The organism is Robertkochia solimangrovi (assembly GCF_007279655.1).
Classification (GTDB): domain Bacteria; phylum Bacteroidota; class Bacteroidia; order Flavobacteriales; family Flavobacteriaceae; genus Robertkochia; species Robertkochia solimangrovi.
This window is the reverse complement of sequence record NZ_QKWN01000002.1, coordinates 99,368-122,906: the sequence shown is the minus strand read 5'-3', so window position 1 is coordinate 122,906 and position 23,539 is coordinate 99,368. Positions and strand designations below refer to the sequence as shown.

Annotated in this window: 19 protein-coding genes; 10 read left to right on the top strand and 9 right to left on the bottom strand. The window is 40.1% G+C overall.

Translation table 11 applies throughout. From position 1 onward, the window contains the following. Positions 1-43: 43 nt before the first annotated feature. The 3 genes from DMZ48_RS04575 to DMZ48_RS04565 all read right to left on the bottom strand — a co-directional run bounded on the left by DMZ48_RS04575 (position 44) and on the right by DMZ48_RS04565 (position 4,460). Positions 44-1,642 carry an FAD-linked oxidase gene (locus DMZ48_RS04575; protein WP_242009121.1) on the bottom strand — a complete coding sequence of 533 codons (1,599 nt, stop codon included), beginning with the start codon at positions 1,640-1,642 and terminating at the stop codon, positions 44-46. Beyond that, on the bottom strand, positions 1,617-1,967 hold the full coding sequence (locus DMZ48_RS04570; RefSeq protein ID WP_143953942.1) for a hypothetical protein: 351 nt from the start codon (positions 1,965-1,967) through the stop codon (positions 1,617-1,619). The genes DMZ48_RS04575 and DMZ48_RS04570 overlap by 26 nt, the downstream gene beginning before the upstream one ends. 678 nt (positions 1,968-2,645) lie before the next feature. After that, positions 2,646-4,460: a Xaa-Pro dipeptidyl-peptidase gene (locus DMZ48_RS04565; RefSeq protein WP_143953941.1), complete on the bottom strand. Its 1,815-nt coding sequence runs from the start codon at positions 4,458-4,460 to the stop codon at positions 2,646-2,648. A gap of 429 nt (positions 4,461-4,889) precedes the next feature. Between DMZ48_RS04565 and DMZ48_RS04560 the strand changes: the two genes are divergently transcribed. After that, the gene (locus DMZ48_RS04560; protein WP_143953940.1) at positions 4,890-5,558 is read left to right on the top strand and encodes a LuxR C-terminal-related transcriptional regulator; all 669 of its coding nucleotides are present in this window, start codon (positions 4,890-4,892) and stop codon (positions 5,556-5,558) included. A 153-nt stretch (positions 5,559-5,711) separates the two neighbouring features. Here the strand turns inward: DMZ48_RS04560 and DMZ48_RS04555 are convergent, their stop codons facing one another. Beyond that, a complete protein-coding gene (locus tag DMZ48_RS04555) occupies positions 5,712-6,875 on the bottom strand; it encodes a TlpA family protein disulfide reductase (protein WP_143953939.1) in 1,164 nt (387 codons plus the stop codon). A 368-nt stretch (positions 6,876-7,243) separates the two neighbouring features. Between DMZ48_RS04555 and DMZ48_RS04550 the strand changes: the two genes are divergently transcribed. The 8 genes from DMZ48_RS04550 (at position 7,244) to DMZ48_RS04515 (ending at position 18,800) form a co-directional block, all read left to right on the top strand. Further along, positions 7,244-10,255: a SusC/RagA family TonB-linked outer membrane protein gene (locus DMZ48_RS04550; RefSeq protein WP_143953938.1), complete on the top strand. Its 3,012-nt coding sequence runs from the start codon at positions 7,244-7,246 to the stop codon at positions 10,253-10,255. A gap of 7 nt (positions 10,256-10,262) precedes the next feature. Beyond that, on the top strand, positions 10,263-11,939 hold the full coding sequence (locus DMZ48_RS04545; protein WP_143953937.1) for a RagB/SusD family nutrient uptake outer membrane protein: 1,677 nt from the start codon (positions 10,263-10,265) through the stop codon (positions 11,937-11,939). Positions 11,940-12,053: 114 nt separating this feature from the next. Further along, positions 12,054-13,079, top strand: a complete 1,026-nt coding sequence (locus DMZ48_RS04540; protein WP_143953936.1) for a DUF4859 domain-containing protein — start codon at positions 12,054-12,056, stop codon at positions 13,077-13,079. Positions 13,080-13,126: 47 nt separating this feature from the next. Continuing rightward, positions 13,127-15,028, top strand: a complete 1,902-nt coding sequence (locus DMZ48_RS04535; RefSeq protein WP_242009120.1) for a DUF4859 domain-containing protein — start codon at positions 13,127-13,129, stop codon at positions 15,026-15,028. A gap of 233 nt (positions 15,029-15,261) precedes the next feature. Beyond that, a complete protein-coding gene (locus DMZ48_RS04530; protein ID WP_143953935.1) occupies positions 15,262-16,056 on the top strand; it encodes an SDR family NAD(P)-dependent oxidoreductase in 795 nt (264 codons plus the stop codon). A gap of 151 nt (positions 16,057-16,207) precedes the next feature. Beyond that, positions 16,208-16,546: an ArsR/SmtB family transcription factor gene (locus DMZ48_RS04525; RefSeq protein WP_143953934.1), complete on the top strand. Its 339-nt coding sequence runs from the start codon at positions 16,208-16,210 to the stop codon at positions 16,544-16,546. Positions 16,547-16,570: 24 nt separating this feature from the next. Beyond that, positions 16,571-17,455 carry an arsenite methyltransferase gene (locus DMZ48_RS04520; RefSeq protein ID WP_143953933.1) on the top strand — a complete coding sequence of 295 codons (885 nt, stop codon included), beginning with the start codon at positions 16,571-16,573 and terminating at the stop codon, positions 17,453-17,455. Between the two features lie 319 nt (positions 17,456-17,774). Beyond that, the gene (locus tag DMZ48_RS04515; protein ID WP_143953932.1) at positions 17,775-18,800 is read left to right on the top strand and encodes an HAD family hydrolase; all 1,026 of its coding nucleotides are present in this window, start codon (positions 17,775-17,777) and stop codon (positions 18,798-18,800) included. A gap of 110 nt (positions 18,801-18,910) precedes the next feature. Here DMZ48_RS04515 and DMZ48_RS04510 read toward each other — a convergent pair whose 3' ends face one another. The 4 genes from DMZ48_RS04510 to DMZ48_RS04495 form a co-directional block, all read right to left on the bottom strand. After that, positions 18,911-20,098, bottom strand: a complete 1,188-nt coding sequence (locus tag DMZ48_RS04510; protein WP_143953931.1) for a TlpA disulfide reductase family protein — start codon at positions 20,096-20,098, stop codon at positions 18,911-18,913. Positions 20,099-20,362: 264 nt separating this feature from the next. Next, positions 20,363-20,971, bottom strand: coding sequence for a MarC family protein (locus tag DMZ48_RS04505; RefSeq protein ID WP_143953930.1), 609 nt, complete (start codon positions 20,969-20,971; stop codon positions 20,363-20,365). Then, positions 20,971-21,480 carry a DUF3124 domain-containing protein gene (locus DMZ48_RS04500; RefSeq protein WP_143953929.1) on the bottom strand — a complete coding sequence of 170 codons (510 nt, stop codon included), beginning with the start codon at positions 21,478-21,480 and terminating at the stop codon, positions 20,971-20,973. The genes DMZ48_RS04505 and DMZ48_RS04500 overlap by 1 nt, the downstream gene beginning before the upstream one ends. A gap of 75 nt (positions 21,481-21,555) precedes the next feature. Continuing rightward, positions 21,556-22,656, bottom strand: a complete 1,101-nt coding sequence (locus DMZ48_RS04495) for a PepSY-associated TM helix domain-containing protein (protein ID WP_242009118.1) — start codon at positions 22,654-22,656, stop codon at positions 21,556-21,558. Between the two features lie 348 nt (positions 22,657-23,004). Between DMZ48_RS04495 and DMZ48_RS18660 the strand changes: the two genes are divergently transcribed. Beyond that, positions 23,005-23,151 carry a hypothetical protein gene (locus DMZ48_RS18660; protein ID WP_199287936.1) on the top strand — a complete coding sequence of 49 codons (147 nt, stop codon included), beginning with the start codon at positions 23,005-23,007 and terminating at the stop codon, positions 23,149-23,151. 143 nt (positions 23,152-23,294) lie between these two features. Here the strand turns inward: DMZ48_RS18660 and DMZ48_RS04490 are convergent, their stop codons facing one another. After that, entirely contained in the window at positions 23,295-23,483 is a 189-nt protein-coding gene (locus DMZ48_RS04490; RefSeq protein ID WP_242009117.1) for an adenylosuccinate synthetase, read from the bottom strand. Positions 23,484-23,539: the final 56 nt, after the last annotated feature.

Here is a 23,539-nt window from a genome sequence, read left to right as displayed (position 1 = left end):
GGGACCCCGGCGTCATCATTTGACCGTAGCAGAAAAGAAGTGTTCAGGTGGTTAGTTGCAGGTCTTTCAGGAATTGATTGGAGAATACTTTTTGCATTTTAGGAGAAAGCAACGAATTTCGCTGTTGCTTCCATTCGGTTGCCTTGTTACCGAACATATAATTCACCAGGCCTGGAAATGCCCAATCGGAATTCTTTCCCCAGTGTATCGTAAAGGGTATATGATTCGCCTGTAAGGTTTCGATCATTTTAGTGCCGTATTCCCTGAGACTCAATAGTTTTTCCGATTTCTTCCACAATACCCCGTCAATCTCCAGCATACAGGTGATCGGAAACTTTGTGAATCCAAGGGTAGCTTCGGTTTGTTTCACGAATCTCATGGCAAATATTCCCGGAATCGGCCCCTCTTTTCTGGTCATCGCCTCCAGCAATTGATAGGCTTTCGAAGCATCTTTATGATCTACGCCAACGGAACAAGCAAAGGCAGGACCTTGATATGGCGCATCCCAAAAGGTCTCATAAAGAGTCCCTAAAGTTTCTTCATCGACATCCGGTAAGATGGATTTTTCCAATTTTTTGATGAACCATGGGATCGATTGTGGGAATTTTTCAGAGATTCTCACCAATAGATAAATAAGGTCTCGGTAGATCGATGTTTCAATAACGGGAAAAGGATCAGGATAAGCGGTACTATACGGTTTCTTATACATCAGTTCCACTACATATTGCTGGTCATCAATATAAGGATTCATGAAGACCTTATAATGATAAGGGATTAATGGTTTACCCACTGTACTGGTCTCTCCGGGAATTTTAAAGGAAGAATTGGTAAAATCCATAGTATCCGCCAGCTGTAGCGCAATGTTTTTATCGATTTTACGTACATATCTTTTTAAAAGAAACAGATTTTCGGCCTCAATCGCCACCCCATGAATAAATCCAAAAGCCCCCAGACCCACCAAAGCCGCATTGAACAAATCATCATCACGGATAATTCTTGAGTTGATGGTATCTGCAAATCCCTTATTCAATGCAGGGCGGCTGGATCTTTCAAGATAAACAATATCTCCGGGTTGATCACCGATGATCAGGTTGATCCCTACCACATAATCCTGCACCGCACCCACATCAAGAGCGGAGCCATGAACTCCGGTGGAAATACAACCGGCAATCGTTTGCCCGTTACTTGCTCCACTTGTTTTTAGAGACTTTCCGTGAGAGAATAAAACCTCCGATATTCTTTTTATCGTATTTCCACATTCGAAGAAGAAAAGATTTTCAGCTTTATACAATGAACCTGCTTCCATATTTTCAGGCAGAACGGGTATATGCAAATTCATCTTTCTATTATAGTGCATATGTTCCTTTTGATGTGCTATATAGGAAAGTGACCAGCGAGCGCCATATGCCCTGAAACCTTCATTTTGCGAGGCTGCTATGCCTATCAACCTTTGAACCTCGGTAGCTGCATCCTTATATCGGTCAAATTTTGAAGGCATATTCGTCGAGCCTTCTAATTGGGTTATATGAAGTTTCTTTAGAGGAAAAGGCCCATTGTTATGAAGGGTATCCCAGGTTTCTTTATCAAATGTGGTCGTGATAGCCATTTCATTTTCGTTAATTCTGTTCTTCCATACATACATATTTCACACGCACCTGCCGTTTTTTACCAAAGGTTACTGCACTTAAAAGTATTCCTCTAAAGGTATTTCTGTATTCCAGCGTATGAATACCTTGTCTGTTACAATTCTTAATGAGCAACGTAAAATCTTTATCAGTAGCCTTTATCGTTATGGTTGTATCCACTTCATGTACGTTCATATCCCGATAATAATCCATCCGTTCACCAATAGGATCCGGCTCTGGAGTACCGTAAACGCTTCTTACTCTCACCGTATAACAGGAAGAGAACAACAGGCTGAACACCGCTATAAGAACTATTATCAATATCAGAGATCTAATTTTCATCTTCAGAAGTTTATGGATTCCGAAATACTAAATACCACGGATTTCATCAAGTACATGAAAATTATAAATGGGGAGCTCGCAATCGTAACTTACTTCAACTCAATCCAAAAGTAGTTATTATCAAAAAGCAAAAAAAGGGGTTATTTCCCTGTTTTACAGGTCATTAAAACTATATTTCATAAAAATACCCCATAAAAAAACCGGATAACCATGGTTATCCGGCTAAAACCGGCCGCTGCCTCTTCCCTGACAATTTTTTCCCCCTCATGTCAGTTCAGAAAACAACGACCTTTGCGATATGTTTACTTCACTAAGTTCCGGTTCTTGATCGCTAAACCGGATTAGATCGCATGTACTGCTAAATATGTTAATCCCGGACAATTGATTTCAGCTCCCGTTTCTCTGAAGAAACGAGAATTTTGGATCAAACCGATAAAAAAGATTTTTTATGTCGGGGAAATACCGAGTGCAATTTTAATGTATAAAGTACATTTAAAAAAGTAAAAAACGGCTAAAAAAAAGCCATTAGCACTATCCTATACCTAACTGTCGTAGTTTTCAAACCGATAAACTTCGGTTATTTCTATAGGATTAATAGACTAACGTGATGATATATAAAAACTGCCCTACGACAAAAGTCGTAGGGCAGTTTTTCAATTTCTTGTTACCGTTTTACTATTAAAGCTCCTTATTTCCCTGAACTACAGGTAATGTTAGCGAAGTACCATCAAGATCGATGGTAAGTTCGGTTCCTGGTTCGGGATGTAACGTAAATTCTTTATCGGAAGAAAAGATCATGAGTCCGATCTTCTGACCTTTTGCTATAATCTGATCATCCGGCATCAGGTCGAAGGTTACTTCATAGAATTTCCCCGGTTTTAAAGGCTCACTCTTTGTAAGTGACTTATAATTTTGAGGATCTGCCCAACCTCTGGTTATGATATTATCGGTGATGACCGTTCTTCTTCCTTCAGTCCATGGCAAAGACACCAGCCAAACCGAAAGATTTGCCGCCGGCTTACTACTGGCAAGCTTTATCGTTACTTTCGGAACTCCGGAGATATGCATATCTTCAGAAAGTTCGGAGGTAACATATAACAAACGATGATCGGTGATTTCGGCTTTGGCTAACGATGAACCATCAAAAGAATAATTATCGATCAAAGTTTCCGTACCCTGTTTTGCAGGTTTGGTTGTAGAAAGTGATCCCAATTTCGGAGCTCCTTTACCTAAATAATACGTAACATCGGATGCATCAGGGTTGGGATAATTTTCATAGGCTGTAGGATTCTCACGATCATCATGCTCTCTCACGATCCACGCTTTAGCATCGTTCTCCACTCCATTATCGATACCGTGAAGATAATGTGTAAACCAACGGTTCATGATCTTCATCGGTGGTGGTCCTCCATGACCGTTCTGATGGTAATAGATCTGAACCGGCAATCCCATTTCTTCTGCTTTTTTGTAAATTCTATAACTGTGTTCCGGCATTACATTCCAATCGTTAAACCCATGTGACATGAGTAAGGCAGCTTTCATTGGTTTCATATCATTGAGATAATCCCGTCCAGCCCAGAAATCATTATAATCGCCGGTAACACGATCCATTCCATTCTTCATTTCCGTATCACGGATCATCTTATCACTATAGGCTCTTTTTGATTCATCCCCACTATGGATAAAATCATAAAGCACATCAATATCTTCTCCCAAATAACCACCCGGAGAACGAATAAGTCCGTTTGATCGATAATAGTGATAATAAGATGTATTGGGAGCTATCGGAATAATCGCTTCCAGACCTTTAACTCCGGTCGTTGCGGCTGCCAATGGCAGTGTACCGTTATAGGAAGTACCAGTCATACCTACCTTGCCGGTAGACCAATATGCTTTCACCTCTTCATTACCTGTTCTGGAAGTGTATCCTTTTGCTTTGCCGCAAAGCCATTCAATAACAGCCTTGGGAGCCAGTGATTCGTTATCACCTCCTACCGTAGGAGAACCATCGGATAATCCGGTACCCGGTGAGGAAGAATGCACCACGATATATCCTCGGGGAACCCAGGTCTTTATCTGAGAATTTGAAATAACCGGACGCTCTCCTACTCGCTTTACATCCGGATGTCTGTGCGGCTTTGGTGTAGCACCCACTTCCTGACGAACATCCCAGAATAAATCAGGATCGTTACCGCCAACACCCGCATAATACGGACTGGATTCATAAACTACAGGTAATTTTAAACCTTGAGTTTCTGTTTGTTCCGGACGGGTAACATCAACATGCATCCTATCCTTTTTACCATCACCATCGGTATCAAATTCGGTTTCTACCCACAGATCATGACGGATCCATTTTTCGGGGTCATTGAATGCATCAACAATCTGAGCCTCACCATCCTTAAAAACGGGACCCACTTCTTGTGCGAGTAAGATACTACCGTTACCAAGAGTCAGTAATAGTAGCAGGGCAAATTTCATAGTTTTTTTCATTGTAATTTTTTTCATCGTTACCCATCATTTACGGAAAACCGAAATTCTGAAATAACATTTAACATCGGTTGTTTACTTGATTGTCATCAAAAATAGCGGAATATTTTTAACCTTTTCCTGTATGAAAACATTCTTTGAATTTTAAGATATAGTTTAACATTCTTTTTAACAATCCTTCAACCTGTATAATTCGCACTTGCTATCACCCTGTTTTCAGAAAAACTTACCGAACCATGCGACAACACATACCATATTAAAGGCAGTTTTGACACCTAGGTTTAAGGGATTTCATTTTATGATTCGTTAATCATAAAACACATGCCTATATAATCACTAGTTAACTTTATGATCGATAGGTAATTAAATGCTCACCAAGTAAATGGCAGCTAAAGGATCATAAAGGTTTACATAATAAATTAAACAAAATTGATGGATACGAATCAGATATTAATTGCCGATGACCAATATTTGAGGCTTCTTGGACTTAGATCACTGCTATCTGAATGTGATGGTTTAGAAATAGTAGCAGAAGTACACAATGAAACATCTATTTTACAAGAGGCTTATAAGGCAAGCCTGATTTTACTGAATTTAGAGTTGCTGGAATTCCAGACCGAACAAATTGTTTTGAATCTTAAATCAGAATATCCTGACAAGAAGATCATTTTGCTGACTAACTTCAAGAATGTATCTCTATTGATTACTGCAAGAAAACTGAAGCCTCATGGACTTCTAAGTACCTGCAGTATCTTACCGGAATATAAAACCTGTATGGAAGAAGTGATCAGGGGTAATTATTATGAAGATCCTTCCATCAAATCTTTTTTAGAAAAAAACCAAGAGGAAATTGAATATGTTTCTCATTTACTGAACAATCTCGATAGTTTGACCAGAACTGAAAAAAAGGTTCTGAAACAACTCACCATGAATTTAAATAATTCAGAAATTTCCAGGACTTTGAATAAGAGTCCGAAAACCATTGAAAATCATCGGACAAATATTTCCAGAAAACTGGATATTTCAGGTTACAACAGCTTGACCTATGTAGCCCTGAAATTCAAGGATCTGATCACCGATTTAAGTTATGATCCTCATTGAAATTTTGAGTTTTAATTTCAAGAGGTGGTATCAATGAACACAAAACGATTAAACTTGTATAGATCACATTCAAAGTAGCATACTCAGTCATTGCCGGCTATTGATCACCACTGCTAATGACCCTGGATATTTCTGAAGTCGGGACATCACCAATTACTTCTGGAAAATCTCCTTGAGTTTTTTTTGCAACTCCTCCCCTCTTAGATTTTTAGCCAAAACCTTACCTTCCGGATCTAAAAGCACCATATATGGTATTCCGGAAAACGTATAATCACGCATTAATTGTTTTGAATCCTGAGCCAGTAATACAGTACCTTCTATTCCATCTGCTGCCACCGCTTCCCTCCATGCATCCTCTTTTTTATCGATAGACACACTGACAACTTCAAATCCATTTTCTTTATATAATCTGTACTGTTCCTGAACGTTAGGTGCTTCCTGACGGCATGGTCCGCACCAGGAAGCCCAAAAATCGATCAACACATATTTTCCACGAAATTCAGACAAAGTAATTTCCTTTCCATGAATGTCCGGAAAAGTAAAGTCGGGTGCTACTTTACCTTTATCCGTTCTGGAAGCATTATCAATTTTGGTCAATAATTCATTGTTTGCTTTTTGCACGAATTCAAGATCCGGATAGGCAGCAGCCACTGCTGCGTATTTTTCAGTCATATAATCCTGATGTTGTTTCCAGGAAAGACTACCTATTGCACGAACCACAGTAGGTTGGTCGATAAACATATCAATTATGTTCTTTAGTTCCCGGTCGTAAAAATTACCTAAATTATTCCAACCATCCGCTGTATGCTTTTCCCAGGCTTCACATCCAGACTGTGATGCCCGATATTGTTCCTGTCCCATAGCTATCATCTGCTGATAGTTCTGGTAATTGGCAAAGTGAATGGCATTCAATACATTATTTTTGTCTCCGCCTTCTATGTGCACATGTGGCGGGTTCTTAATTTTAATCTTTGCTGTATCCACCCCTCTGAAATTGATGATCAGATCTTCATCATCAGCATAAAACTCTACAGTTTGTTGTTGATAAACGTTTAACACATAAAAATCAGCAGTGTCAGTTTTTATTTGGAATTCATAATTACCCTGCTGATCGGGTTGGATCTGCTGAAGCTTTTCAAACGCCTGGGTATCCGGATCGTATCGGGTCAGATGAATTCCAAATTGATCCTGTGGATCGGTAAACATAATATTTCCTTTAACCATCACCGACTTACTGATTTCCGGGGGTTCACCATAATGTTTACAGGAAACCAGCCCTATACCTAAAACCAGTGTCAGCAGCAAAATAGTTCTCATAAGATTATATTTAGTTTTGATGATAAAAATAGGGCGTGCAACCCATTCGAATCTGAGGGATTTTCCTCATTTTTTGGGTATTATATGGGATCTTTTTTAAGGGTTGTGTTCATAGAATTTGAACACCTTCTTTATTGAAGAAATAATCATTTCAGAAACTAAAAATAAACCCCTACACTATACTTACACCTTTATATATTATGCATAAAAATAAAGGTTAACATAGTATTAGTATTGGTTAATATATGAACTTCAACTCAAAGTCATAATAGTAGTTTTATAAATGTGAAATCTACACTTAAAATTTAAGTGCTGGAATTCAACTGCTCAACTATCAAAAACATTTAAACAACTGTAAAACTAAAATTATGAATGTGTTAAAAATGTTCTACTCTGCAAGGAGCAATGGTATGTCTGAAAAGCGTACCGTTTTATTCCTTTTCCTTGCATTAACCTACGGGGCAATTATGGCCCAGCAAACGGTTACAGGAACCGTTAAAGATTCACAGGGCATCCCTATCGTCGGAGCTTCAGTGATGGAAAAGAACACGAGTAATGGAGTCGCAACCGATTTTGACGGAAACTTCTCGATTACCGTTCCAGGACCGGAATCGGTTTTGGTAGTCTCTTATATTGGATTTGAAGCTAAAGAAGTAACAGTAGGAAGTCAAACCAATCTTGATGTCACGCTTTCAGACAATCTGGAACAACTTTCGGAAGTAGTTGTCATTGGATACGGTACTCAGAAACGTGGGGATGTGACCAGTGCAGTAGCCACGGTTAAAGCTAAAGACTTTCAGCCGGGTAAAATACAGGATGCAGCTGAACTGGTTAAGGGTAAAGTTGCCGGTCTTGTCGTTACTAAGAGTTCCGGAGACCCGAATGCTTCCTCGACAATGATGCTTCGTGGTGTGACAACATTAAACGGTAGCATACGTCCATTAATACTTATCGATGGGGTACCGGGAGATCTAACCATGGTTGCACCGGAAAATATCGAATCCATCGATGTCTTAAAAGATGCCTCTGCTGCTGCGATCTATGGTACTAGAGGCGCCAATGGAGTTGTGATCATCACCACCAAATCAGGAAGAAGAGAACAATCAACAACGGTAAGCTATAGCGGATATGTAGCCGCTTCTGATTTTTACAAAGAGGCAGATTTCATGGATTCCTCTGATATTCGTCGCGGACTCACTTCTTTTGGTGACGATGGATGGGATACAGACTGGTTAAAAGCTGTTACAAGAACAGGGTTTACCCAGAATCATGCTTTGACCATCAGTGGTGGTAATAAGAAAACCACGTATTCAGGCGCACTTTCCTACCGATATGAAGAAGGAACCATTAAAAAATCGGACAACGATCAGTTACGTGCTCAGATTAATCTCGAGCATTATTTCCTAAACGATCTTTTTAAAGTAAATCTGAATATACTGAAGGAGCAACGTCAAAGTACTGCTAACAATGCCAGTGATGGCGGACTTACTAATATTTACCGTCAGGCTGTGATACATAACCCAACTTCTCCTATCTATGAAGAAGAAACCGGTGAATATTATGAAGAATTCAGCCGATATCAGTATTATAATCCGGTTGCAATGCTTAATGAACTCATCGGTAAGAATGAAACCGACCGTACGTATATGATCGGAAACCTTACTTTTGAACCGATCAAAAACTGGAAGACTAACCTGCTGATCTCAAGAAATACGATCAACAGTACATACTCCGGGTATACAACTTCTAAACATTATTCGGCAACCACTACAGGATTCTCCGGTGCTGCTTCCAAAAGTTATGGGAAATCGGAGAATGACCTTCTGGAACTCACGTCAAGCTATAATTTCTCCATAGCAGAAAAACATAATTTCAGCGTACTCACAGGATACAGTTATGCTTATTTTCTGGATGAAGGCTTCAGTGCCGGAAACCGCGACTTCCCAACCGATGCCTATACCTATAACAATCTCAATGTGGGTACCTTATTAAAAGAAGGACAAGCATCTATGGGTAGTTATAAATACGATTCCACACTGATCGGGTTTTTTGAAAGAATGAGCTATAGTTTCGATAATCGTTTCAACCTGTTAGCAAGTATCAGACGAGAAGGTTCTTCTCAATTTGGAGATAATTACAAATGGGGACTTTTCCCGGCGATCTCTGCAGGATGGACTATCAGCAATGAAAACTTCATGAGTAGTGCAACATGGATCGATAATCTTAAACTGAGAGTTGGTTATGGTGAAACCGGACAACGTCCGAATGCCAATTATTTGTCACTCACCACCTATAATTACGACAGTAGCTACGGAAACTTTCTCAATGAAGATGGAGAATGGGTAGCAGGATTAATGGTTACACAAAATCCGAATCCAGATCTGAAATGGGAAAGAACTTCAGAATACAATATCGGGGTTGATTTTTCCTTCTTCAAAAACCGTATAAGCGGATCAGTCGATCTATATGACAAGCAAACCGACGATCTACTTTATAGCTATAACGTACCCGTACCACCGAACCTCTATGGATCTACACTTGCAAACGTAGGTTCGATCTCCAACAGAGGTATTGAGATCATGGTGAATGCGACGCCTATTAGTTCGGAGGCTTTTCAATGGAATACCACTGTTACGGCTTCCCGTAACAAGAACAAATTGTTAAGTCTGTCAAACGACCTCTATGAAACTGAGAATTATCTGAATGTTGCCTATGCCGGAGATCCGATCTCAGTTCCTACACACCGCGTTGAAGTGGGAAGATCAATCGGAAATTACTGGGGATTGAAAGCGATAGGCATAACGGAAAATGGAATCTGGTTGATCGAAGACCCGACGACCGGAGAAGCCGTTGAATATTCTACCAGTCTCAACACCGATGCATACAGACAGTATCTGGGTAACGGATTCCCTAAATGGTATCTTGGCTGGAACAACACCTTCACCTATAAGAATTTCGATCTTACGACGCAGATCAGTGGCCAGTTCGGATTTAAGATACTGAACGAGCAACGTATGTATTACGAGAATAACTCGATCCAGTATAACCGACTTAAATCTGCTGCGGAGCCAATTTGGGGTATTTCCACACTATCAAATTCTCAGGCTCAGTCGTTCAACAGTTACTATCTTGAAGATGGAGATTTCGTAAAACTGGACAACGTAACCCTGGGTTATAACTTCCTTCCGGAAGCATGGTCTAATAACGTCTCGAACATCAGACTTTACTGCTCTGCACAAAACTTCCTAACCATCACTGGTTATAAAGGACTTGACCCAGAACTTTCCAATAGCGATTTCTTTGCAGCGGGTAATGATTTCAGAGATAAATATCCAACGATACGTTCACTGACATTGGGTCTAAACATAACTTTCAAATAAAAGCATCATGAAATTAGGTAAAAGAATCTCAATTATATGGATCGCGGCATCTCTCTTTACCCTGAGTGCCTGTACCGATCTTTCAGAAAATCTATATAGTACGCTGAGTGAAGATAATATCGATTTCACCAGTGAACAGGACATCTCCCGTTTAACCGGGTACGTTTACAACGAACTCCGGTATGTATACTGGGGTTGGAATGGTTATTTCGATATTATGGAGGAATCATCAGACCTTTTAATGACTCCGCTTCGTGTGGGAGTTGGATGGGGTGATCTTTATATCTCGATGCACAAACATGATTTCAACCCGTACATCGATCATTTCTGGACCATCTGGAACTACTCCTATGCTGGTATCGGTTACGCAAACAAATTGCTGGATATCGAACAAATTCAGGAAAACCCTTTCCAGAGTGCAAAGATAAGAACAATGAGAGCCCTTTATTACTATATTTTGTTCGATTGTTTCCGTAATATTCCTTTGGAAAAAACTCAGGAAGTCGAAGCGGGATATCTCCCATCTCAGGCTGATCCTCAGGAAGTATTTGACTTCATCGTAAGTGAATTACAAGCCGTTAAAGAAGATCTTGGAGAAGACAAGGTTTATGGGCATCCTAATAAGTTTGTAGCCGAAATGATTCTTGCTAAAATGTATCTCAATCATAATGCATGGTTTCCGGATAGTAGCAGTAATGAATATTATGAACTAGCCCTGACCGAGGTTAGTGATATTATAGACAATGGTGGTTATTCCCTAGCTGCCAATTATAAGGACAACTTTTTGGCAGACCTGAGTACAAATCCGGAGATCATTTATGGTATACCACTGGATTATACGTATGCTTCCCACAACTATCTGGTTAATAAAGCCCTTATCGGTGAAGGAGCGAAAGCTTTTGGCTATTCAGGTACACCCTGGAACGGAAGCGCTGCCATTCCTCAATTCATAGACACTTATCATCAAAACGACCTTCGTCTCGATGATACCTGGGCCAATGGTCAACAATACCATTACAGCACCGGAGAAAAACTCACTACCAATGCGGATGATCAGGGTAATGTTGACCTTGTTTATACGAAACGAGTTCACTCTATCGACAATCCCGGTGCCTATATGCTGGAGGGATATCGATTCATCAAAAATGAGATCGTGGAAGGCGTTGACGGAACCTATGGAGATGATGTACCTTTCTTTCGTCTGGCAGATGCTATGTTTATCAAAGCAGAATGTCTGCTACGTCTCGGCAGAAATCAGGCGGAAGCAGCCGACCTAATCTCTCAGGTAAGAATGCGTTCATTTGAAAGCAGTTCAGATGCTACCCGTAGTGTTGCAGACCTTACAGGAGGAAGTGTTTATGACTATGGTCATCGTGAATACACGAATGAAGGTGCTACCAATTATGACCCTGCAGCTCTTGTGGCTACCTATGAGGGAGGAAATGATATTGCATTCGGAGGTTTACTCGATGATCTTGCATGGGAATTCGTTGGAGAACATCATCGCAGACAAGATCTCATCCGTTTTAAAACCGGATCCGGATTGAATGTTTACAACGGTAAATCATGGTTCTGTAAAGATGCTATTTCAGATCCTCAACTGGCAGAAGAGCACAATATCTTCCCGATCTACCAGGATTTCATCGATTCTAATATCAATATGGAACAAAATCCAGGATATTAATACATAACACAATAAGAAAAGCGATATGAGACCCCCGGTAACTGATATTTATGAGGGAACTAAATTGATGTTGGGGGTTCCATATAACTGTTCATTAACAATAAATATATATCTATGAAAAATATATTTCAATCACTTGTGATTACTGCTGTTATCCTGATCGGTTTCGCCTCTTGTGACGGAGATGATATCGCCAGCACCAAACACGAATATACACAGGAAGAACTTGATTTTATCGATTCACTTCAACGGGCCAGAAGCGGAGTTGATGCAGACGAGATATTCGAATTTAATATTACCATTCCGGTAGACACGGTAAATTATCGTGGTGTGACAGTGGAAACCGATATCGATGCCTTCATGGAAGAATTCGGATACAGTAGCCTTGAAGAACTTACCACTGCCCTTGGAACTGTTGAAAGTGGCAGTCAGACCGGTAATGAGATCACCTTTTTCGCAATCAATGTCTCAACGGGATATGACTATACCAGCAGCTTTACGGCAAATGGTTTAGGTCATTGGTTCGATGCCAATGGTGATGTGACCTCCTGGGGAGATACAGATGCTGTATTTTCGGAGTTCGATCCGGAAACTTTCACTTTCTTTATCGGACAACATCCAAAGAGATTGAATACCGGAGATCAATTCAGGATCATACAGGTATTTGAAAAAGATGATTACAGAGTTGCCTGTGTTTTCAATCTAACCGGTGGAGAATACTATGTTGAAGAACAAGCAGATTTAGAAATCGTTAACACCTATTCCCTTTCGGTTGAAGCTACTCCTGATTCCGAGTACATTACGACTCCTCTGGAATATGATTTTGAAGCTGTGGCTGCAGACCTGGGAGTCTCTGTGGAAGACCTTAGTAGTGCCAAAATATTCTACGGAATCAACTCAGATGGCACCACCAGCAGTGAATATACCGCTGATGCAGGATATTGGTTCAATACCTCTGGTGATATATGTGGCTGGGGTGATGACGGAGTAATCCTCTTTGTAAACTATGAAGATGGAGTTTTTCAGATCGGACAGTTTCCGGAAGCCGCAGTCGTTGGTGAATCCTATACCGTATCGGTAGGGATTGCCATCGATGATAAGATGGTAACCTACGATATATCCCTCACCATTACTGAATAACATCTATTATGATTTTTTCGAAATTAAATTTTAATAATAAATACAGTTTGAAATATCAGGCTCTGCCCTTCCTCCTCCTATTAATGGTCTTCCTCACCTTCGGATGTAAAAGTGACAATTTTGTGCCGGTTACAGAAGCTACAAATAATGGAAACGACGAGGAACAATCGGAAGAAGTAGCAGACACCGTTACTATATTGGATCCGGAAACGATTGATGCCAGTAAGATCTATGTACCGGAGGAATTCGGCACCATGGATCTTTATAAGAGTTCAAGTCAATGGTACTATGGCCGTAGTAAACAATCAGAACATTTCATAGTTTTCTGGGATACGGAATACGGAGAAATGGAACCGGGTGAAGCAGATGTTCCCGAAGCATACCGCGTGGATATCGATGATCTTCTGGAAAAAGCAGAAGCGTTCTATACCATGAATATAGAAGTGCTGAAATTCGCCGAAACGGGAGTAGGTAAATCGAAGCTTGATGATTATAAGATGATGATCTTTATATACTATCAGGATGAATGGCTTGCCACAGGCAGCGGGTACGACAATATGATCGGTGCCCTTTGGGTAAGTCCGAATACTTGCCAACCGGTAGGTTCAACAATAGCGCATGAAATCGGACATAGTTTCCAATACCAGGTCTATGCGGACCTTGGAGGAACTACAGGATATCGCTATGGTTTTGGTGGAAATGGAGGGAATGCATTTTGGGAGCAAACAGCCCAATGGCAGTCTTTTCAAAGTTATCCTGAGCAGATTTTCACCAGTTATGATTTTCCCGTTTACATTGAAAACTATCAACGTCATATCCATCATGAGATGTATCGATATGCCAGCTATTTCATTCATTACTACTGGGCAGACAAACATGGAATAGATATCATTGGAAAACTATGGAGAAATGCTGAAGAACCGGAAGATCCGATACAGACCTATATGCGTCTTACCGGTATCTCAATAGCCGAATTCAACGACGAGATCTATGATGCAGCAAGTAAGTTCGTAACGTGGGACCTTGATGCATTACGAACCTATGGAGCAGATTATGTGGGAGATCAGATCTTTAAAAATACAACACTTGAAGACGGGAGTTATATGGTTAGTTATGAAAGTTGCCCGGGGACTACCGGATATAATGTAATTCCGTTGAATGTGCCTGAAGCAGAAACTGTTATAAGTACTGAGTTTACAGGAGTGCCCAATGCCGAAGGATTTAACACTGTTGCGAATCCGGGTAGAGCCGGATGGAGATATGGTTATGTAGCGCTTAAAACAGACGGTACCCGTGTGTACGGGGATATGCATGAAGGACTCAACGAAACGGTTGAATTTAAGGTACCGGAAGGTTGTGATAAACTCTGGTTTGTAGTCACCGGTGCTCCAAATACGTATAAGTCGCATCCATGGGATGATGATGAATCAAATGATGATCAATGGCCGTATAAGGTGAAATTTGAAAACACCGATCTATTGGGAAATCTGAATTTTGATGAAAATGCCACTCCTGAGGATACTTCCATTACCTTCGATATTAGCTTTCCTTTCAGCGAGGAAAGTTATAACGGTACTACCGTAACTCTGTCAGGTAATACCTTAAGCCAACTCGCGCAGGCATTCGTAATACAACCCAGTGAGATCACTGCCGCAATGGATGACACCATTACATTCTATGCCGTTGAAAGTGACGGAAATCTTAATGAAGAGACCACAGCAAATGGTTATGGTCATTGGTTCGATGCCAATGGAGATGTAACTTCCTGGGGATCGGATGCAGTCTTGTTTTCGGAATTCTCAGCGTCATCATTTTCATTTACCATCGGACAATATCCGGGGCAGACTGAAAAAGATACTACCTACACGTTTAAACAAGCTTTGGTCTACGAGTATGAAAGCGGAAATACTGTAACCGCAACCTTTGTATTCAATGTAACCATAGAATGACCAAGCATATCTGGTATTTCGTACTATCAGATAACAAAAAATAGAATTGATTTCATTTATACTTACATGTTCTATTTTTGAGTTAGCCAAAAAGCGGAAAATATAATTTTCCGCTTTTTTTATTTGTCATTTCCTTCATTTCCTTAAACACTACCGAAATAAACAACATATGTACAAAACAATTGGACGTATTCGGTTTAATTTTATACCAGGAATATATAAATACAAAGATTATGGATCTGAAATTAAAACATAAGACAGCATTTATAAGTGGTTCAACAGCCGGAATCGGACTGGCAACTGCCAAGATCCTGGCTTCCGAAGGAGCTGATGTTATAGTAAATGGTCGCACAAAAAAAGCGGTAGACGAGGTGATCGCCGATCTCTCAGCGGAATTCCCCGATACCGGTATTTCAGGCTTCGCCTGTGACTTTTCGAAACCCGATGAGATAACAAATCTTCTGAAGGAATTACCCGAAATAGATATCCTTATCAATAATGTCGGGATTTTTGAGCCCAAAGCCTTTGAAGATATAGCCGATGAGGATTGGCATCGATTCTTCGATATAAATGTAATGAGCGGTGTTCGTCTTTCCAGGCATTTCTTACCCAAAATGCTTAAAAAGAATTGGGGTCGTATTATATTTATTTCCAGTGAATCTGCCATTTTTATCCCAGACGAAATGATTCATTATGGAATGACGAAAACAGCCCAGCTTGCTATCAGCCGCGGTCTGGCTGAATTAACAAAAGGAACAGATGTTACTGTTAATTCTGTGTTACCCGGCCCTACCCGATCCAGAGGCGTTGGGGATTTTGTAAAGGATATTGCAAACCAGGAAAACATCAGTTTTGAGCAAATGGAAGAACAATTTTTTCAACATATGAGACCCACTTCGTTGATTCAGCGCTTTGCAGAGCCTGAAGAAGTGGCTACTACCATCGCCTATTTGGTTAGTCCGCTCGCTTCAGCCACCAATGGTGCGGCGATACATGCAGAAGGAGGTTTGCTGAGAACCATTTTTTAATCGCCCGGATTCCTCTGGATCTTCATCTCACAAGATGAATGTAATTAAAGAAAAAGGTCATGTTTTCAGCTGGATTGTTTTCCTTAATTTTTCTATATAAATTAGATCAGTAAAAATATTAATCGTAATATTGCAATATACTTATATGCATATGGGAGTTACAAAATCAGATCTTTTTACAGATATCCAGAACGAAATTGCAGCCGCTGCCAAAGCTTTGGCTCACCCTGCACGAGTAGCGATCATTCAATACCTGTTAAAAACCAATGCCTGTATCAATGGAGACCTTGTACAGGAACTCGGATTAGCACAGGCAACGATCAGTCAGCATTTGCGTGAACTGAAAGAGATCGGTATAATTCAAGGTACCATTGATGGTGCCCGGGTCAACTACTGCATAAATCCTGGCCGATGGAAAGAAATACAGCAACAAATCGGAGGTCTGTTCGATCAATATCAAAAGAATGACCCGAATAGCTGTTGTTCATAGTTAAACAAATTACACTAAAATAAAATGAAAAGCGAAGCAGAAATAAAAAAAGAGGTTCAGGAGCGATACAGTAGTATTGCTACCCAGGATAAAGCCGTCAATGCAGCTTCTTGCTGTGGAGCAACTACCCCATCCAATAAGATCTATAATATCATGATGGATGATTATACTCAGACCGAAGGTTATGTGGAAGATGCGGATCTCGGACTCGGTTGTGGATTACCTGTGCAATTCGCACATATCAAGGAAGGAGATACCGTGATCGATCTTGGATCAGGAGCAGGAAATGATTGCTTTGTTGCCAGACATGAAACCGGGATCACCGGTAAAGTTATCGGAATTGACTTCACCCCTGCAATGATACAAAAGGCGCGTGCCAATGCAGAACAACTGGGATATAATAACGTGGAATTTCGAGAAGGAGATATCGATGATATGCCAGTGAATGACAATACTGCAGATGTTATCGTTAGTAACTGTGTATTGAATCTGGTACCCGATAAGCAAAAGGTAATCGGCGAGATATTCCGGGTACTTAAGCCCGGAGGGCACTTCAGTATCTCAGATATCGTACTGGTGGGCGAATTACCGGAATCATTGAAAGCGGATGCAGAAATGTACGCCGGGTGCGTAGCCGGTGCCATTCAAAAAGAGGATTATCTGGGTTATATTCGTGAAGCAGGATTTAAAGAAGTCACCCTCCAAAAGGAAAAACCGATTACGATACCTGAAGATATCCTCTCAAAATATTTAGTTCAGGATGAGATCGAAGCATTTAACAACGGAGGAACAGGAATATTCAGTGTTACCGTATTTGCCGCTAAACCGGGAGCCAAAACGGTGAAACCAAAGATCAAATTATCAGATCTGCAATCTGACTGCTGTTCTCCGGAATCCGGTTGTTGCTGATCGAAACCATATGACAACTTTTAAGATCCTTTTCACTACTTCTGAAGTATTGAAAAGGATTTTTTCTTTACTATACTATTGTCCAAATTCCTGAATCCCATGCTGCCTTCATAAAAAGTGAATCTCATGGAACTCCTTTATAACAAATATCGTTTAACTCTGTTTTTCAATGTTTTACATTCTATTTTTTAATATCTTTAATTCAGATTTTTCCTTTAAACAAATCGCCGCAAAGCTTTATATACACTCTTGAATATACCGATACCTAACTCATTGTGTTTTGGCCAGCTATTATTAAATCATATATAAATTGAAAAATATGTTTTTAAAACAATTCATCTTAGCACTTTTTCTTGTTTTCACATTAGGTTGTAAAGAGTCGGTGAAAACTGATACCATAGCACAGGAAACCCAGGGTCAGGAAATGGTTGATCCGCTACCCTCCTGGAATGAGGGAGCTGCAAAATCTGCCATTATTGATTTTGTGACAAAAACCACAACTAATGGAAGTTCCGATTTCGTACCTGAAAAGGATAGAATTGCCTGCTTTGACAATGACGGAACACTTTGGACGGAGCAACCCTTGTATTTTCAATTCATCTTTGCAATCGATCGTATAAAGGCAATGGCTCCTGATCACCCGGAATGGAAATCAGAACAACCTTTTAAAGCCATTATGGAAGGAGATATGGAAACGGTTTTAGCAGGAGGAATGAAAAGTGTCTTAAGTATACTGGGTACCACACATGCCGGAATGACCACTGACGAATTCAATAAAACAGTTGCCGACTGGATAGCTACGGCTACCCATCCCAAGACAGGAAAACATTATGATGAAATGATCTTTAAACCGATGCTGGAACTTCTGGATTATCTTCGGGATCACGGATATAAGACCTTTATAGTTTCCGGAGGAGGAATTGATTTTATTCGTGTTTGGGCAGAGGAAGCCTATGGTATTCCACCGGACCAGGTAGTAGGTAGTTCAGGGAAAGTAACTTATGAAGTAAAAGAGGATGGTACCCCGGTATTGATAAAACAACCCGAATTAAACTTTATTGACGACAAAGAAGGTAAACCGGTTGGCATCCATCAGTATATCGGGAAAAGACCCATATTTACTGCCGGAAATTCGGATGGTGACTACCAAATGTTACAATATACCTCAACGGCTACCGGTTATCCCAGATTCGGACTCATCGTTCATCATACCGACGGAGAACGGGAATATGCATATGACCGGGAATCACATATTGGCGAATTGGACCAAGCCCTGGATGACGCAGAAAAATACGGTTGGATAATCATCGATATGAAAAGTGATTGGAATACTATTTATCCATAATATTCCCTACTATAAAAACCGGGTGGATTTCACCCGGTTTTCCCATTAACCAATTACTAAGCAACTTTCAAAATGAAATGTGAAGTTGAAACAAATTTGTGTTTCGAAGCTTAACCTTTGAAGATCTCGTCTATGACATCAAAGACCTTTTTGCCGTCAGCAGATTTAGAATTGTATAGGATCTTACCTTCCGGGTCGATCAGAAATTTTGTCGGGAAGGCGTTAACATTGTAGGGAATCAACAGGTCATGCTCCGGTGTACTCCTGATATGTGTCCAGTTCAGCTGCCTGGACTCGATCATACTTCTCCAGTTTTCTTCCGTATCTCCTGAGTCTACACCGAGTACGACAAAATTCTTATCGGCATATTTTTCTACATATTCTTTTATTTTAGGCATCTCTCCCATACAAGGACCACACCATGTCCCCCAATAATCGATCAATACATAATTTCCTTTTAAACTTTCCAGATCGAACCCCTCTCCTTCCAATACATTTTTAGTCATCAAAGAAGGCGCTTTACTCCCCACTGCAGTAGATTCAATAGCATCAAGTCTGCCTCCCAATTCCTTATAGAAACTCAGATCCTTCAATTCTTCTTCGTTCATAGAAGTATAGTAATCCTTTGTGGTCTCCAGATCAAACTCCTTTCTGTTAAAGGCAGTCAGAAGCGTGTAAACCGCTGCCGGGGTATTCAGATTATCAGAGATAAACGCCTTCTTTATTTCAAAAACTTTAGAATTCAGTGCTTCCGATCTTCTATCCACTGAGTCATACGAAATTTCAATATCAGGATTTGCTCTGCTGTACTTAAAATGTTCCATGCGCATTGTTACATCTTCATTCAACAACGGGTAGATCTTTCGATTCAGATCAGCGTAGGTATCATTTATTCCTCCATCCGAGGGATAAGCATTGACAAAATCAGATATTTCACCCCTGACTGTGATCTCTGCACCGGGATATCCGAGGAATCTGATCTGGTTGACGATAGTAGGCAGACTTGCTCTTTCATCTATATATTTTGTAGCTTGCTTAACAAAGATCCGGTAATCCTTTACGCCATCAAGTGAATCCCTAAACTCAAATTTTCCATCAATAACTTTCAGGGTATCCATTCTGTACCCACCCGGATATAAATCATTCTTTTCGTAATAGACCAAATATGGCTCATTTAGGTTTTTGATTTCAGCACGCAAAACAAAAGTGTTTTCCGGTGTCTTTTCCCTGGGTCCGGCACATCCGGTCATCATTCCGCAAACAGCGGCAATAAATAAGTTCTTAAATCCGTTTTTCATGAGGTTGATTGTTTCAAATTACCCGGACCATAAGTTCAGTCCGGGTAATATTCCTATTTGAATAATTTATAACTGTAATAAAGGTTTGAGATGGCCTGGGTAACAGGAGATCTTTTTGCCTTCCTTAGGTAAACGAATAAAAATCACTTTACCCTTAAAACGATCCGGTAACTTCGTTCGAATTTTTTAAAAGATGATCCTGAAAATAAAGTTTGTTACGGAATAATTAACGCTAGATACGGTAATCAACAGTGGGGAAAATAATTATTCCATGAAAAAAGATTTCAAGCCGGAAAGAATACTCTGCACAGCATAGGCTGCCAGGATTAAACCCATAATCTTACTGATCACGGTGATCCCATAATTTCCGATGCGCTTTTGTACATGAGACGCTGCTTTAAGAAGTAACATCGTTAAAAATATTACCAGCATTACCAATATTGTAGTAATGATCTGTTGTTGGATCGTATACACATTATTATCAGTCAGAAGTACAACCGCCATGATCGCCCCCGGAGAGGCTATGGATGGTGTTGCAATAGGAAAGATTGTTACATGTTTATAATCATCGATGAGGTGCTTTTCAGATTCGGGTTTACCATCTCCGAAGATCATGGTCAGTGCAAACAAGAAAAGAATAACACCTCCGGAGATCTGAAACGCATTTAGGGAAACGGACATCCATTCAAGAATGATCTGACCGATTCCTATGAAAAACAGCAATATCAGGAAGGCTACAATAGATGCCTGAAAAGCGATCTTCTTCCGCACCTTATCATTGAACCGTTTAGTGGCTTCCAAAAAAACAGGAACTGATCCCAATGGATCGATTACCGCTATAAGAAAAAAGATTTTTGTGATCAATTCAGTCATTAGCGAACTCTTTTTCCTTGTGTCGTAAATGATAAACCTTGTTGTCCGTACGTAGAGAGCATTACGCATTCAAATAAAGGTTCAGAAGCTGTTTTGTCAGTTTTCCAGTCGAAAAGGAAATTTCCACCGGTTCCTCCCGCTCCTTCTTCTTCCGCAATTACGATCTCCAGTGTTTCCATAGGCCGGATAAATACAGGTTCATCAAAATAATTATGAATAAGTTTTCCTTCGGTATTGAAATATACGGCTTTGGTAAGGTAAATGGAATCCTTTGGATCTGTATTACGTAAACTGATCGTTGCAGTTAATTTATGTAGTCGATGTTCGGTTTCACTATAAATTTCTGCATATACCGAAAGATATGAGGTTCCGGAAACTAATGAATCACTCAATTTATACGGCAATGTACGTCCCTCCCAGTTTACTTTCCCATAAACATGCATGGGTTCTTCCTTTTTACATCCGGCTATTAAAAGAAACAGTATGGAAAGTGTCAGAAATCGCTTCATATGCAGCTAATTATTCTACACAAATCTAAGGAATTTCTTTGAAGGGGATAGTGATTACAGCACTTATAAAATGAATTATCTATTCTTTCTACCCCACCAGATAAGAAATCCGGATACCGGTAAACCCGCTATAAATAAACTGATAAAAAAAGCAACTATCTTTCCCGGAAGTCCGAAATATTGCCCGGTATGCAAACCATAATTCATTTCCTGGAGTTGTAAACCATTACTCTTGGAGTCATAGAGCTGTGTATGTAAGAGCGCACCGGTTCTCTGATCGAAATAAAAATTAGATTGATGATGAAATTCCAGAGGAAACGGATAGGCTCCTGTAAGCAACGGCAATGTTTCCCCTTGACGGAAAATGAAACTCATCCCACTCTCAGGCAACATTTCCAGAGTTCTTTTCCATGCGATATCAAGAGCAATATCTTCAGGCTTTGCTTTAGATACAACCGGAGAAAAGAAATCATTGGCTTCCCGCTGCCCTAAATTGCCAGCCGAATAAAATGCTTCATGCATCCATTCATAACTAAAGCTCAACCCCGTCAACGCCACAATCAGTGCCAGTAAACAGACATATATACCCGTGATGCGATGCCAGTCAAAGTTTATCCGTCTCCATCTCGCATTCCAGCGAATACGGAAGTAATCCCTTAAATGCTTCTTATTTCTGGGAAACCAAAGAAAAATTCCGGAGATCAGCATGAATAAAAATACGATGGTAGCGATCCCCACTACCTGCTTTCCTACAGCTTCCGGCAAATACAAAAATCGATGAATCTTTTCGATGATCAGAAAAAAATCGGTGTCCAAATTTCGTATAAATAATTCTTGGCCCGTATACGGATTATAATATATTTCGTGAGGTACCCCTTTTAGGGTCCCGTAAACATTGGCAGGTCTGTCTTCCGATTGATAAACCACCATGTCAAAGATCGCATCCTCATGATCCTGAACTGCTGCTCTAAGAAGTATTGACGGAGAAACAAAAGATTGTTCCCGGGGTGGAACTTTTCTATAAGAATAGATAAGATCGGCAATTTCATCATGAAAAGCGAAAATGCTTCCCGTGATCGCAACGATAAATACGATGCACCCGGAAGTTAAACCCAACCAACGGTGTACGATCCGAAACCACTTCCTGCTATCCCCTTTATTTTTTCCTTTTCTCACCTTCTTTCATAAACTCACAACACATCTTAACCACACCGGTTGTGATTCCGCCATTTTTCGCGCGCAAATATACATATATCTTTTGGGTGGCTTACCTGTATTCAGGATTTCATGTTTTTACCCCAGAAAACCCAGGAAATAATGAAAAAGCCAATACCGGTAAGTATAGGTGGTAACATAGCGTTTTGCACCCCAAGGTATAACATTGCAATACCTATTAAGATCAACAAAATGGAAGCTACTCTCTTCATGTCAGCAAGTTACGTTTTAATTGTAATATTTCCCCTTGATTTCCTTTGGTAAATTAAGAGGAATGCTTCCCTTTGTAATAAATAATGCTATACTCCTATGTTTTCCGGTAAAAATAAGGATACACTACTCTGGATCGGACTGATAATTACAGTTATCGGTATCGTAACCGGTAAATACCTCTTCTTTTTTCTGATCCTGCCTTTAGGATGGTTCGGTAAAAAAAAGAATAATAAAGGATTATGAATTATGGATTAAGAATTGAGAATGGAGAATTGAGAATGGAGAATGGAGAATTGAGGATTCTACAGAATACAGTTTACTGTGTTACTGCTTCACTACTTCACAAGGTAACATGTAACAGCGTAACTTAAACTAATTGAGAATTCTTAATCCCTATCCCTCTTCTTCCGCCACCAGAAGTAAAAGATCATAAACAGGATCGGAAGTAAGATATATAAAATTACTTCCGACCATGATGTAAGGTCTAATGGCGTATTATCTTCCGGAGATGGAAGATTTCCGGGTTGCTGAACCAGCAGTACAAAGACTTCATAAATCACGATCATCAATTTCATATGATGTAAGATACGAAATCTTACCTAGCTCCGGAAATCAATAAAGATCTACCTGG